General features: G+C 53.5%; 13 protein-coding genes. 12 read left to right on the forward strand and 1 reads right to left on the reverse strand.

Features of this window, described 5'->3' with window-relative positions; translation table 11 throughout:
• The first annotated feature begins 385 nt into the window (after nucleotides 1–385).
• From B2Y11_RS06445 to B2Y11_RS06480, 8 genes are all read left to right on the forward strand, one after another.
• Nucleotides 386–2,665 carry an acyl-CoA mutase large subunit family protein gene (locus B2Y11_RS06445; RefSeq protein WP_291057467.1) on the forward strand — a complete coding sequence of 760 codons (2,280 nt, stop codon included), beginning with the start codon at nucleotides 386–388 and terminating at the stop codon, nucleotides 2,663–2,665.
• A 1-nt stretch (nucleotide 2,666) separates the two neighbouring features.
• Nucleotides 2,667–4,862 carry a methylmalonyl-CoA mutase gene (gene scpA / locus B2Y11_RS06450; protein ID WP_291057469.1) on the forward strand — a complete coding sequence of 732 codons (2,196 nt, stop codon included), beginning with the start codon at nucleotides 2,667–2,669 and terminating at the stop codon, nucleotides 4,860–4,862.
• Nucleotides 4,863–4,871: 9 nt separating this feature from the next.
• The gene (meaB, locus tag B2Y11_RS06455; protein WP_291057471.1) at nucleotides 4,872–6,038 is read left to right on the forward strand and encodes a methylmalonyl Co-A mutase-associated GTPase MeaB; all 1,167 of its coding nucleotides are present in this window, start codon (nucleotides 4,872–4,874) and stop codon (nucleotides 6,036–6,038) included.
• A gap of 69 nt (nucleotides 6,039–6,107) precedes the next feature.
• Nucleotides 6,108–6,713: a peptide-methionine (S)-S-oxide reductase gene (locus tag B2Y11_RS06460; protein ID WP_291057473.1), complete on the forward strand. Its 606-nt coding sequence runs from the start codon at nucleotides 6,108–6,110 to the stop codon at nucleotides 6,711–6,713.
• 197 nt (nucleotides 6,714–6,910) lie between these two features.
• Nucleotides 6,911–7,579: a TerC family protein gene (locus tag B2Y11_RS06465; RefSeq protein ID WP_291057475.1), complete on the forward strand. Its 669-nt coding sequence runs from the start codon at nucleotides 6,911–6,913 to the stop codon at nucleotides 7,577–7,579.
• A gap of 639 nt (nucleotides 7,580–8,218) precedes the next feature.
• Nucleotides 8,219–9,415, forward strand: coding sequence for an ADP-forming succinate--CoA ligase subunit beta (gene sucC, locus B2Y11_RS06470; RefSeq protein ID WP_291057477.1), 1,197 nt, complete (start codon nucleotides 8,219–8,221; stop codon nucleotides 9,413–9,415).
• A gap of 12 nt (nucleotides 9,416–9,427) precedes the next feature.
• Nucleotides 9,428–10,330 carry a succinate--CoA ligase subunit alpha gene (sucD, locus tag B2Y11_RS06475; RefSeq protein ID WP_291057479.1) on the forward strand — a complete coding sequence of 301 codons (903 nt, stop codon included), beginning with the start codon at nucleotides 9,428–9,430 and terminating at the stop codon, nucleotides 10,328–10,330.
• Nucleotides 10,331–10,405: 75 nt separating this feature from the next.
• Nucleotides 10,406–10,630 carry an RNA helicase gene (locus tag B2Y11_RS06480; protein ID WP_291057481.1) on the forward strand — a complete coding sequence of 75 codons (225 nt, stop codon included), beginning with the start codon at nucleotides 10,406–10,408 and terminating at the stop codon, nucleotides 10,628–10,630.
• An 853-nt stretch (nucleotides 10,631–11,483) separates the two neighbouring features.
• On the opposite strand, the gene B2Y11_RS06485 is transcribed toward B2Y11_RS06480, so the two are convergent.
• Nucleotides 11,484–12,185: a hypothetical protein gene (locus B2Y11_RS06485; protein ID WP_291057483.1), complete on the reverse strand. Its 702-nt coding sequence runs from the start codon at nucleotides 12,183–12,185 to the stop codon at nucleotides 11,484–11,486.
• Between the two features lie 419 nt (nucleotides 12,186–12,604).
• On the opposite strand from B2Y11_RS06485, the gene B2Y11_RS06490 reads away from it, so the two are divergent.
• The 4 genes from B2Y11_RS06490 to B2Y11_RS06505 are packed head-to-tail and all read left to right on the forward strand — an operon-like array spanning nucleotide 12,605 to nucleotide 15,399.
• Nucleotides 12,605–13,192 carry a phosphatase PAP2 family protein gene (locus B2Y11_RS06490; RefSeq protein WP_291057485.1) on the forward strand — a complete coding sequence of 196 codons (588 nt, stop codon included), beginning with the start codon at nucleotides 12,605–12,607 and terminating at the stop codon, nucleotides 13,190–13,192.
• A gap of 38 nt (nucleotides 13,193–13,230) precedes the next feature.
• Entirely contained in the window at nucleotides 13,231–14,241 is a 1,011-nt protein-coding gene (locus B2Y11_RS06495) for a helix-turn-helix transcriptional regulator (protein WP_291057487.1), read from the forward strand.
• Nucleotides 14,238–14,981: a hypothetical protein gene (locus B2Y11_RS06500; protein ID WP_291057489.1), complete on the forward strand. Its 744-nt coding sequence runs from the start codon at nucleotides 14,238–14,240 to the stop codon at nucleotides 14,979–14,981. Before B2Y11_RS06495 ends, B2Y11_RS06500 begins: the two co-directional genes overlap by 4 nt.
• Nucleotides 14,974–15,399 (forward strand): GerW family sporulation protein, encoded by a 426-nt coding sequence (locus B2Y11_RS06505; RefSeq protein ID WP_291057491.1) that lies wholly within the window; start codon nucleotides 14,974–14,976, stop codon nucleotides 15,397–15,399. The genes B2Y11_RS06500 and B2Y11_RS06505 overlap by 8 nt, the downstream gene beginning before the upstream one ends.
• Nucleotides 15,400–15,405 lie beyond the last annotated feature (6 nt).

A 15,405-nucleotide genomic window follows, 5' to 3' on the forward strand; every position in this document is an offset into this window, starting at 1 on the left:
ATAAGTCGACGCGAATAGCGAGCTATTTAAGGAGACTTATGACGCATCATTGGATAAAAATACATATGAAATTCGATTCTGCGAATGAATCAGTGCTTCCTTAAGGAAGCGCTGCTCAAATCCCTGCATAAGCAGACTCTATGAATGAATCAGTGCTTCTTTATGGAAGGGCTGACTTCACAGCCCTCCCGCTAACCTGCGATCGATGGGGAGGGGATTGGGACAGAGAGTCCCTATTGCCGGCTGCCATCTATAGGTGCCGGCTTTTTTATGTGAAATAGACCTTTGAAGGAGGTGAAGGCCTGACTTTTGTGTCATTGTCCTGAGAAAGGCCGATCATATCGGTATCTTTGCTGCTCTGATGTTGTCAAAGGAGGATATATTCATGGATGAACAGAAATCCCAGGAACCGGTTAAACAGCTGACAGATAAAGAACTGGAAGCCATCCTTAAAAAATCAGAAGGAAAAACGGATTTCCCGGCAGTCAAGTTTGATGAATTCACACCGCCCACATGGGAAGAATGGGTTGATGCCTGCAATGCTCTTTTGAAGGGCAAACCCTTCGATAAGCTCATGTATACGAAAACCTATGAGGGCATTACCTTTGATCCTATTTACACGCTCCGCACCGGTCCTGTAGCTATGGATAAGGACCTGCCCCTTGATGATTATCCAGGGATGGGTGATTATCTCCGGGGCTCCACGGTGAATGGCTATAAGGAAGCGCCCTGGGGCATTGCCCAGGCCTGTGACGAGACGCTGCCTGCTGAAAATAATGAGCTTTTAAAGCACGAAGTGGATAAAGGCTCTACAGTGTACAATATCCGTCTTGACAGTGCATCCACTGACGGAGTGGACGTTAAGGATGCAGCTCATCCTGGCGATACAGGCGTATCAATCACCACACTGGAGGATATGGCAGTCCTTCTGGATGGGCTGGATCTTAAGACCTATCCTTTCATGATGTACTGCGGACCGTCCGCTGTCCGCATGATTGCGCTGACGGCAGCTGCATTGAAAGCAAAGGGAAAAGATGCCGGTGAACTTCATGGTGTAATCGGTGCCAATCCGCTTTCCCAGCTGGCAAAGAACGGGACCTTGCCCAAACCGCTCTCTGCCTGCTATGATGACATGGCGGAATCTATCCGCTGGGCCAGAAAGAATGCACCCCACCTTCGTACCATTATGCCGAGAAGCGAGGTGTTCTCTAGAGGCGGGGCCAATGCGGTACAGGAAGTGGCTTATACGTTTGCCATGGCTGTGGAATATGTCCGCGAAATGGAAAAGAGGGGGATATCCATCCATGACATTGCCCGTTCCATCAACTTCGGCTTCAACGTAGGCACTGTTTTCTTTATTGAAATCGCCAAGCTCAGGGCAGCCCGTGAAGTATGGGCCAATATTATGAAGGCCTTCGGCGCCAATGAAGCAGACAGAGGCTGTCCCATTCATTCCCGTCCTGCTTATTTCTACCGCACCATTTTCGATGCCGGAGTGAATATGCTGAGAAATACCACCGCCATGTTCTCTGCCGTGGTAGGTGGCGTAGACACCTATGAGAACGAACCTTATGATGAAACGGTTAGAAAGGGGGATGAATTCTCCCGCCGCATTGCCAGAAATGCCCACATCATCCTGCAGGAAGAATTCGGCATGCTTCGTCCCATTGACCCTGCCGGCGGTTCCTGGGCACTGGAACATCTGACAAAGGAAATGGCGGAAAAAATCTGGCAGGAATTCCAGAAAATCGAATCCATGGGCGGATTCACGCAGGCTCTCATGAAGGAATATCCGCAGGAACAGATCCTTGCCATCCTGAAAGACCGCTTCAAGGCACTGGACTTCAGGAAGGACCGGGCCGTAGGGAACAATATGTACCCGAACATGGCGGAAGAGCTCATCGAACCAAGACCGGAGGATACGGCCGCCCTGAAGAAACAGCTGATGAAAGCAGTGGAGGACTACAGGAAGGATATTGACAAGGAATACCTGGGCAGAAAGCTGGAAGAACTGGAAGCGGCACCGGCTGAAGGAAAGCTGGACAAGGCTGTGGAAGCCTTCTCTGCCGGCGCTACCCAGAACGAAGTATACAAGGCCATCACTCCCGAGGGGGAAGCGGAAAAAGTCCGTCCCATTACAGAACACCGCTGGACAGAACGGTTTGAACGGCTCCGCTTCGATACGGAAAACTACAAGAAGGAAACAGGGAAAAATGTGGAAGTATTCCTGGCCAACATGGGCCGCATTCCACAGCACAAGGCAAGGGCCGATTTCTCCACTTCCTTCCTGCAGGTAGGGGAATTCAATGTACATCTGAACAATGGCTTCCAGGATGATGAAGGAAAGCCGGGCTCCCGCTGGGATAAATGCGTAGAAGCCTTAAAGGCAGGCTGCGACGACAAGGGCACGCCCTATGACTGCGCGGTCATCTGCTCCAAGGATGATACCTATCCGGAAGACGTGCCTGCCCTGGCTCCAAGGCTGAAGGAAGTGCTGGGGAAGGGGAAACTCTTCCTGGCAGGCGCGGCTCCCAAAGATTTGGAACAGACCTATCGGGATGCCGGCATTGACGATTTCATCAGCGTGAAGGCAAACTGCTACGAGATCATCCGCAGTCTTCAGAGAGAAAAGGGCATGAAGATTACGGAAGAGGAGGTAAAATAATATGGCAATGAATCCTGATTTTACAAAACTGAATCTGGAAGATCACCCTTCCTGCGATTACGATACCTGGAAGAAGGGGCTGGAAGAAACCACCGGGAAATCCTACAATGATTTGTATGACACCACGCTGGAACGCATTCCCGTAGGCCCTCTCTATACGAAAGATATTTACAAAGAATGCAGTCATCTGGATTTCATGAGCGGTATTCCTCCCTTCCTCAGGGGACCGTACTCCACCATGTATGTATTCCGCCCGTGGACTGTCCGCCAGTACGCCGGCTTCTCCACTGCCGAAGAATCCAATGCCTTCTATAAAAGAAATCTGGCTGCAGGGCAGAAGGGGCTGTCCATTGCCTTTGACCTTCCTACCCACCGCGGCTATGATGCGGACAATCCCCGAGTGGTAGGGGACGTAGGCAAAGCCGGCGTTTCCGTATGCTCCATGCTGGACATGAACATCCTCTTTGACGGCATTCCGCTGGATCAGATGTCCGTATCCATGACCATGAACGGCGCGGTGCTCCCGATTCTGGCCTTCTTCATCTGTGCCGGCATTGAACAGGGGGTAGACCGGAAGATTCTCCAGGGCACCATCCAGAACGATATTCTGAAGGAATTCATGGTCCGCAACACCTACATCTACCCGCCGACCATGTCCATGCGTATTATCGGTGATATTTTCGAATACACCACCAAGTATATGCCGAAATTCAACTCCATTTCCATTTCCGGCTACCACATCCAGGAATGCGGCGCCACCTGTGACCTGGAACTGGGCTACACCCTGGCCGACGGCATGGAATACATCCGCTGCGGCGAAAAGGCAGGACTTCCGGTAGATGCCTTTGCCAAGCGCCTCTCCTTCTTCTGGGACCAGGGCAAGAACTATTTCATGGAAGTGGCCAAGATGAGGGCTGCCAGAGTGCTGTGGGCGAAGATTCTGAAGGGCTTCGGCGCCAAGAACCCGAAATCCATGGCCCTCCGCACCCATTCCCAGACCTCCGGCTGGTCCCTCACCGAACAGGATCCCTTCAACAACATCACCAGAACCTGCATGGAAGCCATGTCCGCAGCCCTGGGTCACACCCAGTCCCTCCATACCAATGCGCTGGATGAAGCCATCGCCCTGCCTACGGACTTCTCTGCCCGCCTGGCAAGAAATACCCAGCTTTATATCCAGGATGAAACGAAGGTCTGCAAGATTATCGATCCCTGGGGCGGTTCCTACTACCTGGAATACCTGACCAATGAAATGATTAAACGGTCCTGGGCCCATATCCAGGAAGTGGAATCTCTGGGCGGCATGGCCAAGGCCATTGCCACTGGCCTTCCGAAGATGCGCATCGAGGAATGCGCTGCCCGCCGCCAGGCGGACATCGACTCCGGCAGGGAAACCATTGTGGGCCTGAACAAATACCGCCTGGCGAAGGAAGACCCGCTGAACGTTCTCTCCATCGACAACACCGCCGTCAGGAACGCCCAGATTAAACGGCTTGAAAAGCTCCGCTCCATCCGGGATCCGGAAAAGGTACGCCGGGATCTGGAACATATCACCAAATGCGCTGAAAGCCGTGAAAACGGGAACCTTCTGGACGCTGCCGTCCAGGCAGCCCATGACCGCTGCTCCCTTGGCGAAATTTCTGACGCCGTGGAAAAAGTATCCGGCCGCTACAATGCCACCATCCATACCGTATCCGGCGTTTACTCCAGCGAATTCCAGGACAACGGCCAGTTTGAAAAGGCTAAAAAGCTGATCGATGAATTTGAACAGCTGGAAGGCCGCCGTCCCCGTATCTTCTTCTGCAAGATGGGCCAGGACGGCCATGACCGCGGCCAGAAGGTACTGGCATCCTCCTTTGCCGATATGGGCTGGGACGTGGACGTAGGTCCTCTTTTCCAGACACCGGAAGAAGCGGCCCAGGATGCCGTAGATAACGATGTTCATATTGTTGGCTTCTCCTCGCTGGCAGCAGGCCACAAGACACTGCTCCCTGCGCTGGTGGAAGAACTGGAGAAACGGGGCCGCAGCGACATCCTCGTCTGCATCGGCGGCGTAATCCCGCCCCAGGACTACCAGTTCCTCTATGACCATGGCGCTGCCGCCATCTTCGGACCGGGCACCAATATCCCGAAGTGCTGCATCGAACTTCTGCAGATTCTTGTAGACCGCGCCAAAGCGGAAGCCAGGGAAGGATAAGGTAAGCTTATGGCTGATAAGGATGATGACCTGAGACCCAGCTGGGTGCCGAAGGAAAAGAACCCCGAATTTGCCTGCTCCGTTATGCGCGGGATTGACAGCGCTGTGAACAGCGTCACCAGCGCCAAGTACTATCCGAAGGAAAATCTCCGCCGGGTACCTCTTCGGAAGAAAATGTCGGTGGTGGAATACGTGGAAGGGGTGAAGAAGGGGGACCGCATGATCCTGGCCAAGGCCATTACGCTCATTGAGAGCAATGCGCCCAGGGACTTTGACAAAGCCCAGCGGGTACTGCAGGCACTTCTTCCCCGGACCGGACATTCCCTTCGCATCGGAATTACCGGCGTTCCCGGAGCAGGTAAGAGTACCTTCATCGAAGCCTTCGGACAGCTCCTCTGCCGGCAGGGCTATAAAGTAGCCGTGCTGGCGGTGGATCCCACCAGTTCCATTACCGGCGGATCCATTCTGGGAGATAAGACCAGGATGCAGAAGCTGTCCCGGGAGCCGAACTGTTTCATCAGACCTTCTCCCTCCGGCGGCACCCTGGGCGGTGTGGCCCGGAAAAGCCGTGAAACCATGATGCTCTGCGAAGCGGCAGGCTGCGACGTCATCCTGGTGGAAACGGTGGGCGTAGGCCAGTCGGAAACCACGGTCCGCTCCATGGTCGATTTCTTCATGCTGGTAGTCCTGACCGGTGCCGGCGATGACCTCCAGGGGATCAAGAAGGGAATCATGGAACTGGCAGACGCCATCGTAGTCAATAAGGCTGACGGTGACAACCTGGAAAGGGCCAAAGTCACCCAGGGCGAATATGAACGGATGGTAGAGTTCATCCGTCCTGCCACGGAAGGATGGAAAACCCATGCCTACCGCTGCTCTGCCTTGAAGAAAACAGGGCTTTTGGAGCTCTGGGCGGTGATGAGGGAATTTGAAAAGGTGACGAAACAGTCCGGCGTCTTTGAAAACCGCCGTCAGCGGCAGATTATCGCCTGGGTGAAAACCATGATTGACGAACACCTGCACAACCTCTTCTACGAAGACCCTGTCATCAAAGGCAGGCTTCCGGAAGTCCGGGCGGCGGTGCTGGCAGGGGTGGTATCGCCCAGCCAGGCAGTGGCGGAACTGATTAAAACATTCGACATTGACCGTGCTGCCGCCCGTCATCTGGATTCCTGAAGAAATCTGTTTCATAGAAAAGGAGCGGCCTTTCCATGGCTGCTCCTTTCTTTATGATAGGAGGAAACTATGTATATCAATGGAGCATTTATGAAAGAACTCTACCTGGCAGGAGGCCCCTACTACGGACTGCAGGAGGTCTTCTCCAGGGTGAAAGGCGTGGCCCGGGTGCGGGCCGGCTTTGCCAACTGCAGCCGGGAGGCGCCTTCCAAGGAAGACATATACAGCGGAAAAGCGGAGGGCAGGGAATGCATACAGATTATTTACAACCCGAAGAAAATCGACATTGTCAGCCTCCTCTCTCTCTTCTTCACCATCATCAACCCCTACACCGACGGAATCCAGGGAAAAGCCGTGGGGCCTCAGTTCCGGAGCGGCGTTTACTACACCAGCCCTGAAGATACCATGCAGATCAGCTATTACCTGACATTCCTGCAGAACCGCGGCATCCACCGCCGCATGACCGAAGATGCATTGGTATTCAATGCATTTGAAGGAGAAGGAGGAAGGCGGCCGCCGATTCGGACGGAAATGAAGAGGCTGGAAAACTTCTACGAAGCGCCGGAGGAAGAGCAGTTCTACCTGAGAAAACACCCCCATGCCTACACGCCCATCCATATAGACCTTCTGGAAGAACTGGGAACCATTGGGAAAGCGGAGAATGAAAGGAAGTAAGACTCCTGATTCCGCCATCTGCTATGGAAAGCCATGATCTCAAGCTCTGGAAGGACGGATTGCTCCTAGGCACTTACCATCTGCGTCCTGTTCATTTGACAGGGCAGGCAGAACGGCTATAATAAGGACTGACAGTTATTCATTGAAAAGAAACGGCAGTGAGTCGTGCCGTTTCTTTTATTGTGAAAGGGAAAACGATGGAAATATTTACACTGCAGTTCTGGCTCAGCGTAGGAGCTATTATATTGATGGATTTATCCCTAGGCGGTGATAACGCGGTGGTCATTGCCATGGCTTCCAACCGCCTGCCGGAAAAGGAGCGGAAGAAAGCTATCCTCATCGGCACCATAGGCGCCGTGGGCCTCCGCATGGCCCTGACGGCTGTAGCCGTATGGCTTCTTACCATTCCCTATCTCCAGGTGCTGGGCGGCATCCTCCTGATTCCCATTGCCATTCACCTTCTGGCACCGGGCGATGAAGATCCCCATATAGAAGCATCCGATAATCTGTGGACGGCGGTGAAAACCATTATCCTGGCGGACTTCCTCATGTCCATCGACAACATCCTCTCCGTAGCCGGCGCTGCCAATGGTGATTTCCTTCTGGTAGTCTTCGGCCTCATGGTGAGCATCCCCATCATCGTCACCGGCAGCCAGCTTATAGGCAAAGTGCTGGACCGCTATCCCATCCTCATGTACGCTGGCGCCGCCATGATCGGCGGGACTTCCGGCACCATGTTCCTCCACGACAAAGCCCTGGGCCCTGTGATTACCGCTGCTTCTGGCAGCTGGGTAGAAACGGGCCTCCCCGCTTTCCTGGCCCTGGACGTCTGCGTCCTGGGATACTTGAAAAGCCACAGGAAATAAAGCACCACAAAAAGGCCTCACAGAAATCTGTGAAGCCTTTTATCGTGGAAAAGAACACACCACATGGCAGGCATTCCATATCCTGCCTTACCCCTGGCCGATGTATGCTTTTCATATTTCCTTGGTTTCAGTGCACTGAAGGGAAACGGCCTTCCCGCTTCCGACCCCTCCCTCCTGCTCCATGGATGGGCGCCTGCAGGATTTCTGAGAGGACTTTGCCGGTTGGCTGTTTCTACAGGGATAGTCATGGAGAAGGGGAAAAGGTATCAGCCCGGGGAGAGTCTATGCCAGAGACCGCTTTGCCATCCTGCTGGTATATGGTCAAAAAGGCCCGGAAAGAGGTGACCCTGGCGCCCTGGGGAGTCTTTCTGACAAAAAATGCTCCTGCAAGACCATCATACAATGGGGGGAGCCCTCCCCATTCCAGTATATTATCCCTTTTTCTCACTATACCCCATATAGGCTATGCTAATTTTGCAAAGGGTACATTATTTATGGAACTTCACCTTTTTTGCTGACACATAAGGTGATATGATAGGAAATGTAATTTGATCATCGAAAATGAGAGGAAGACCGTTTTTCGCGCCTTCCCCTGGAACCGCAGCGGCGGTTCTTTCATTTCTGAAAAGGGGGATGTTTATGAATATACATGAATATCAGAGCAAGGCCATTATGAAGGAATATGGCATCCATGTACCGGAAGGGTATCCTGCATTCACCGTGGAGGATGCGGTGGCCAATGCGAAGCGCATCGGTACGCCGGTGGTGGTTGTGAAGGCGCAGATTCATGCCGGCGGCCGCGGGGAGGCGGGAGGCGTGAAACTGGCCCATTCCCTGGAGGAAGTGAGAAAGTATGCCAGGGAGCTTCTGGGAAGCACGCTGGTGACCCGGCAGACCGGGCCCCAGGGGAAGAAGGTGAACCGCCTTCTTATTGAAGCAGGGGCCCACATTAAGAAAGAATATTATATTTCTTTTGTGGTGGACAGGGAGTCCCGTTGCGTGGTGATGATGTGCTCCGAATCCGGCGGCATGTCCATCGAAGATGTGGCTGCGGAAAATCCGGAGGCCATTCTGAAGGAATACATCGATCCCGCCATCGGTCTGGCCGATTTCCAGGCTAACCGCATGGCCTATGCCCTTCATATGGAACAGGCTGTGGTGCCGAAGGCGAAGACTTTCATGAAATATCTGTACAAGCTTTTTGTGGACAAGGACTGCTCTTTGGCGGAATGCAATCCTCTGGTGGTGACAGAGGAAAATGAAGTGCTGGCACTGGATGCAAAGCTGAATTTTGATGACAGCACCCTGTCCCGTCATCCGGAAATCGTGGCTCTACGGGATATTACGGAAGAGGATCAGAAGGAAAGGGAGGCCGCTGCAGAAGGGCTGAACTATGTCAATCTTGGCGGCGATGTGGCCTGCATGGTGAACGGTGCGGGCCTGGCCATGGCGACGGTGGATATTATCAAGGAAAACGGCGGGGAACCTGCCAATTTCCTGGATGTAGGCGGGGATTCCACACCCGAAAAAATCGTGGCTGCCTTCAAAATCATGCTGGAGGATGACCAGGTTCACGGCATCCTGATTAATATTTTCGGCGGCATCAACAAGTGCGATGTCATTGCCACAGGCATTGTGGAAGCAGCGGCCCTCCTTTCCGGCGGAAAGGAAGAGTTCCCCATTCCTGTGGTGGTGCGTCTGGAAGGACGGAATGTGGAAAAAGGACGGAAGATTCTGGAAGAAGCCCACATTGTGAATCTTTTCCCTGCTTCTTCCATGGATGAGGGCGCTAAGAAAGTGATTCGTCTGGCGAAAGAGCAGAAGGAAAAGAAATAAGGAGGGCTGGTTATGAGTATATTAATCCATAAAGATACGAAGGTCATTGTACAGGGCATTACCGGCAGGGCAGCCCGTTTCCATACAGAACAGATGCAGGCTTACGGTACGAATATCGTAGGCGGTACGGCACCGGGAAAGGCGGGCCAGGTGTGCTGCGGCGTTCCGGTATTCAATACGGTGAGAGACGCAGTGGCTGTTACTGGCGCCAATGCATCGGTCATTTTCGTGCCGGCTCCCTTTGCAGCTGATGCCATTCTGGAAGCGGTGGAAGCAGGTCTTGACCTGGTGGTATGCATCACAGAGCATATTCCTGTGGAAGACATGGTGAAGGTGCATCGTTATATGGAAGGGAAAAAGACCCGTCTCATCGGGCCGAACTGCCCTGGCATCATCTCTGTGGATGAAGCCAATATCGGCATCATTCCTTCCCAGATTTATAAAAAAGGCCATGTAGGCGTAGTGTCTAAATCCGGTACCCTGACCTATGAAGCCACCTACCAGCTCACAGCGGCAGGCATTGGCCAGACCACGGCCATCGGCATCGGCGGAGACCCCATCAAGGGCATGGATTTCATTGATACCCTGACTTTTTTCAATGAGGACCCGGAAACGGAAGCAGTGCTTATGATCGGTGAAATCGGCGGCAATGCGGAAGAAAGGGCAGCCCAGTGGATCAGGGAACATATGAAGAAGCCTGTGGCTGCTTTCATCGCAGGACGCATGGCACCTCCAGGAAAGCGTATGGGTCATGCGGGGGCCATCATTTCCGGCGGCAAGGGCACGGCGGCTGAGAAGATTGCTGCCTTGAACGCCGTAGGCATTCCGGTGGCCAGAACTGTGGCGGATATCGGAGGAACGGTCATCAAACTGCTGAAGGAAAAGGGCATTTATGAGGACTGCCATACCTGCTGAGGGGAAAATCATACTTGACGAAGGCCTTCTGTTCCGCTATTGTAAAGGTATGTTCAGGAATCGGAGGAAGACAGTATGTTTTCAAAATTTCAGGATTTTCTTCTGGTGGTGGTTCTCTTTTACGCCATTTTCCGTATCGGCTTTGGCGAAGGAGTCACTACGGTTAACCTCTTCATCCTTCTTTGTGCTGTGGTGGCGGTCATTTCCATGGCCCTCAAACGGACCGGCGCCTATGACCGGGCCCACAAGCAGAGAGAAGAGGCTATGAAGAAAAAAGAGGAAGAAAAAAAAGAGCTCTGATGAGCTCTTTTTTAGTGGGCTGGTGGGATAGTGTATTAGTGAGACAGTGGGACAGTGAGGGCGGCTGTCGGCTTTCGGCTGTCAGCTTTTCGCAGGAAGGAGCTGCGCGGAGTGCTGAAAATAGGTTTGAAAGAACTGACGCCGCTATCCTCCGTCGCCTACGGCGACACCCCCTTCCAGAGGAAGGGGGGTTTGGCAGTACGTCATGCAGCATTTGTGACACAAAGGTGAATCCCGTAACGGCAGGCTCCTTCCTTTGGAAGGAGCTCCGTGGAGCGGTGAGGATAGGCCTTTGCCGGGCAAAGGCGCCGCCGAAAGGCGGCTTTACTAATGATTCCCAATAGGCCCCTGCGGGGCCTTGGCTTTTTGCGGGACGCACTGATTCAGCCGCAGAATCTGATTTCATATGCATTTTGGCCCAATACTGCGTCATAAGCCTCCTTAAATAGCTTTGGCTATTCGCGTCGGCTTATTCCTTGTATTGAACCAAAATGCAAGAATGAAATCTGATAACGACTGAATCACTGCGTCCCTTACGAAAAGTCGCTATCCTCCGTTGCCTACGGCGACACCCCCTTCCAGAGGAAGGGGGTTCTGGAAGTACGTCATGCAGCATTTGTGACACAAAGGGGAAGCACGTAACGCAGGCTATATATTGCGGCGTAGCCGCCACCACAATCCTCGCAGCCGCAGGCTGCGTCAAACTTTAGCACCTTAAGAACCTTCGGCGCCGCAGGCGCCGAAGGCCTTCCCCTCTGAACCCTCTGAACCCTCTAAACCCTCTGAACCCTTTGAACCCTCTGAACCCTCTGAACCCTTTGCACCCTTTGCACCCTCGCCCGCAAAGCGGGCGTCAAACTTTAGAACCTTCTGCGCCCGCAGGGCGCGCCATAGCCATTTCCCCAAAGGGAATGCCCCTGGTATCCTGCTTATGGTCGGAAATGAAAAGGGCGAGGAGGACATGGTCTTCTTTTTCCTGGATGACGGCGGTAATGTAGACGAGCTGGGTCATGCCGCCCTGGGTGAGGAGGAAGCTGGCGGTACCCTGGGTGTAGGGCGTTTCACCATCTTCCGATTTTTCTTCCCAGCCGGTGAATTGGCGGAGGCGGATGTGGGAGTTGTCCCTGTTGGTGATGGATGAGAGCCTGTTTTCCGGAAGGTTTTCTTTCAAGCAGTCTTTCCATAATTGAAATTCCTCCCTGGGCAGCAGGAGGCGGACGCGGTAGCCGCCGTAGTAGCGGCGGCCCTGGCAGCGCACCTGCTCCAGAGATGCGTCACGGCCCAGGGAGACGATAAGGGAGGCCAGTTCTTCCTCATATTCTGGATGGGCGGGGAAAAGGGGGAGGGTGTCCAGCTCCCGGGCCAGTTTTTCTTCCAAATCCTCCCGTGCAAAGAATTCTTTCATCTTCTTCCCTATAAAGCTGTTGTCCGCAGAGGTGACGGTAATGGATGTTTCCATCATTCTGGCATAACGGGTAGAAAAGGTGAGGGTATTTAGAAGGATAATGCCCACCACCGCCAGGATGGAAGCCAGGGTAATCAGTACTTTCTTCATGGTTGTCCTTTCTGTGGTTTCATTATAGCATGAAGTGCCTTATGGACGGATAGGATTCCTTGACGGGCTGGTGTTCTAGTTTGAGGCACTATCGGCAGGTAACGCAGCGCTTCCCGCCGACTGGCGTTTACCGGCCTATGAGTTGCTATCGGCAGGTACCGAGATCCTTCGCTGCGCTCNNAGAATGACGATGTCCGGCGGGAGGGAAGGCGTAAAACCCTGCCGTGAAGCGGCGTTATAAAATTCATTACAATCTTTGGCCCTTTCAGGCCCGTCCCCCTTTGGTACTTCGTACCACCTTCCCCCGCAAACGGTGGGACAATAAAACAGGGCTCTTTTGCCCCTTTTTGTCAAACAAGGGGTATTATGATAAAATTAAAAATAGTAAATAGGCTTCTGCAAGGAAAGAGGTGCTTTTCATGAATCCGGATTTGGATGTGGTACGAAAAATCAACGGGCTGGCTGGGAAGGTCAGGCCTTTTGATCTGATGATGGATCTCATAGCCCGGTACGGTCACTGGGCCTTTGTGATTTACGGGCTGATTTTGTGGTTTTCTCCGGGGAAGGACAGGGAGATGCGGCGGCGCTGCTGTATCCTTTCTTTCCTGGGGGTCTGCATTGCGTCTCTGGTTTCCTTTGGTATCGGGAAGCTGTGGTTCAGGAAGCGGCCTTTTACCAGGGATTACAGGATATGGAATTTTACGGGTCATAAGGCCAATGCGTCTTTCCCCAGCAATCACACCATGAATGGAGCGGTGGTGGTGCTGCAGCTCCTGTCCATGGGCATGAAGGGGTCGAAGCTTATGGCCCTGATGGGCGCCATCCTTGCTTTTTCCCGTCTTTTTGCAGGAGTTCATTATCCCAGCGATCTTTTGGGCGGTGCTGCGGTGGCGGCGCTGGTGCACCGACTGCTGAACCGGCCTGCCTTTGCGCCTTTTATCACTTTTGTCACTATGATTTCATCTTTTATCAGCGATGAAGTGATTTTGAAAATTAGAGGGCGGTGAGTCATGTGGCAGGGGAAAGTGTTGATAGGGGAAGCAAGATGTCCATTATGCGGATCGTGCAGGTTCTCCTTCGGGAGTCGGATCGGGAGCATCCGCTGACCCAGCAGGAAATCCTTGATTTCATGGAGAAAAAATATGGCATGACAGTGAGCCGGCGATCCATCGGACGGAATCTGAACCGTCTGAAGGAGGCGGGCCTTCCGGTGGTATGCCGGGAGGTGACCCGGGTGGTGAACGGGAAGGAGGCGCCCCTTTCGCTGGACTGGTACTGGGATCATGTGGTGTCCCAGGATGAGCTGAAGGTGCTCATCGACCTTCTCTATTTCTCCCATCTGCCTGCCCAGCAGGTGCGGCAGCTCACGGAAAAGCTGAAGAGGCTGCAGAGCCGTACTTTTTCCGATGAGAAGGATAATGTGAAGAACCTGCCTTCCCCGGGAAAGCCGGCGGAGGCGGGGGAGAATCTTTCCATCCTGTCCCGGGCCCTTTCCCAGAAAAAGATGATTTCTTTCTATTACGACCATTATGAAGCGGACGGCAAGCGGCATCACGGCTATACGGTGTCCGGCGAGGACAGGCTTTACCGGGTAAGCCCCTACCAGATTACCGCCTCCGATGACCGGTATTTCCTTCTCTGCAATGAGGAAGGGAGCGAGGATATATCCGTATTCAAGGTGGATATGATGACCGATGTGACGGTGCTGGAGGAACCGGCACGGCTGCAGAAATCGCTGAAGGGCCCGGAGACGGGAGAGAAAATCGGCGATTTCCTCTTTTCCGGGCACGGTATCTATACCGGCCGTCCGGTGCTCTGCAGCTTTGAGGCGGACTGGCATCTCATGAGCGACATTATGGATGACTTCGGCCGCTCCGCCCGCCTGCTCTCTGCCCGCCAGGACCTGGTGACCGTGGAAGTGACTATCCCCGCTTCCGCCATGAAGGCCTGGGCCCTGAAGCATGCGCCGCTGGTGAAGGTGACGGCGCCGTCCTATCTGGTGAAGGAGGTCAAGGAGGCGGCAGACGGGCTGAGCCGCCTCTATGGATCGCCATGATATTCGTTTACGGGACAGCCATTTTCCTGGCGTTTATATTCCTTCTGCTGTTGGTGCCCCTTTCCTATACCCTGTCCTTTGAAACATGGAAACTGGACATTAAAGCGGGCTGGCTCTGGGGGCTGATTTCCAAAGGTCAAACCTTCTCTTTCTCTAAGGCCGAAGATGAAATCGGGGAGCCGGTGGAGGACGAAGCACTGGCGGAGCTGGATGAAACCCTGGATGCCTGGGAGGAAACCATGGCGGCCGGTGGAAAAGGAGAGGCGCCAGCGGAGGATGGGAAAAAAGAGGAAATAAGGGAAATAGGGACGCCCCCTTCTCCGGTTCAAGAAGAGGAGAAGCCTTTGGAAAAAGAAGAACCGGCAGCCCACGAGAAGAGCCGTCCTTCCTACCTGGCACAGCTCTTCTTTGCCTTGGATAGTGGGCTCGCAGCCCGGTGCTTTCAGGCGGCAGGAAGCCTGATTTCCCATGGGTTCATCAGAAAATGGCATGTGGAAGGAGGCCTGGGGCTGGGGGATCCCATGCATACAGGCATCCTCTGCGGTCTCTTCTATGCCTTCCTGCCTGGAGGGGCGGAGGAAATTTCCTGGAATTATGTGGATAAGGAATGTACTCTTTCCGGATATGGCCGGGGACGGCTCATTCCATTATATGTACTGTATATACTTTTAAAGCTTGCCCTGTCCAAACCGGCAAGGGAATTCTGGCATTTCAGACAAGGGGGAAATGACAATGGATGATGAAGTAAGAAAGCAGATTTTTGACGATTTCAAAAAAATGATTACCACTGAATCGGTGGTAGGGGAGCCTATTTACCTGGGTGACGCCACCATCGTTCCCTTCGTGGATATTTCCTTCGGCTTCGGCAGCGGCGCCCACGGCGGCACCACCTCCGGCGGCGCAGGCGGCGGAAAGGTGACCCCTACGGCAGTGCTCATTATGAAAGGGGAAAGGGTGGAACTCTTCTCCATTAAGAACGCCACTGCCAACGGAACCATCGACAAAGTCATCAACATGGTGCCGGAAGTGATTTCCCATCTCACAAAGAAGAAAGAAAAGAAGGAAGAAGTGCGGGAAGCTGCTTTGAAGGAAGCCAAGGAAGCCATGGCGGAGGAAGCGGAAACCGCGGCTATCGAGGCGAAGGGAAGCGCTGATTAAATCATT

Origin of the sequence: Dialister sp. UBA1703 (genome assembly GCA_002320515.1) — a bacterium.
Taxonomy (GTDB): domain Bacteria; phylum Bacillota; class Negativicutes; order Veillonellales; family Dialisteraceae; genus Dialister.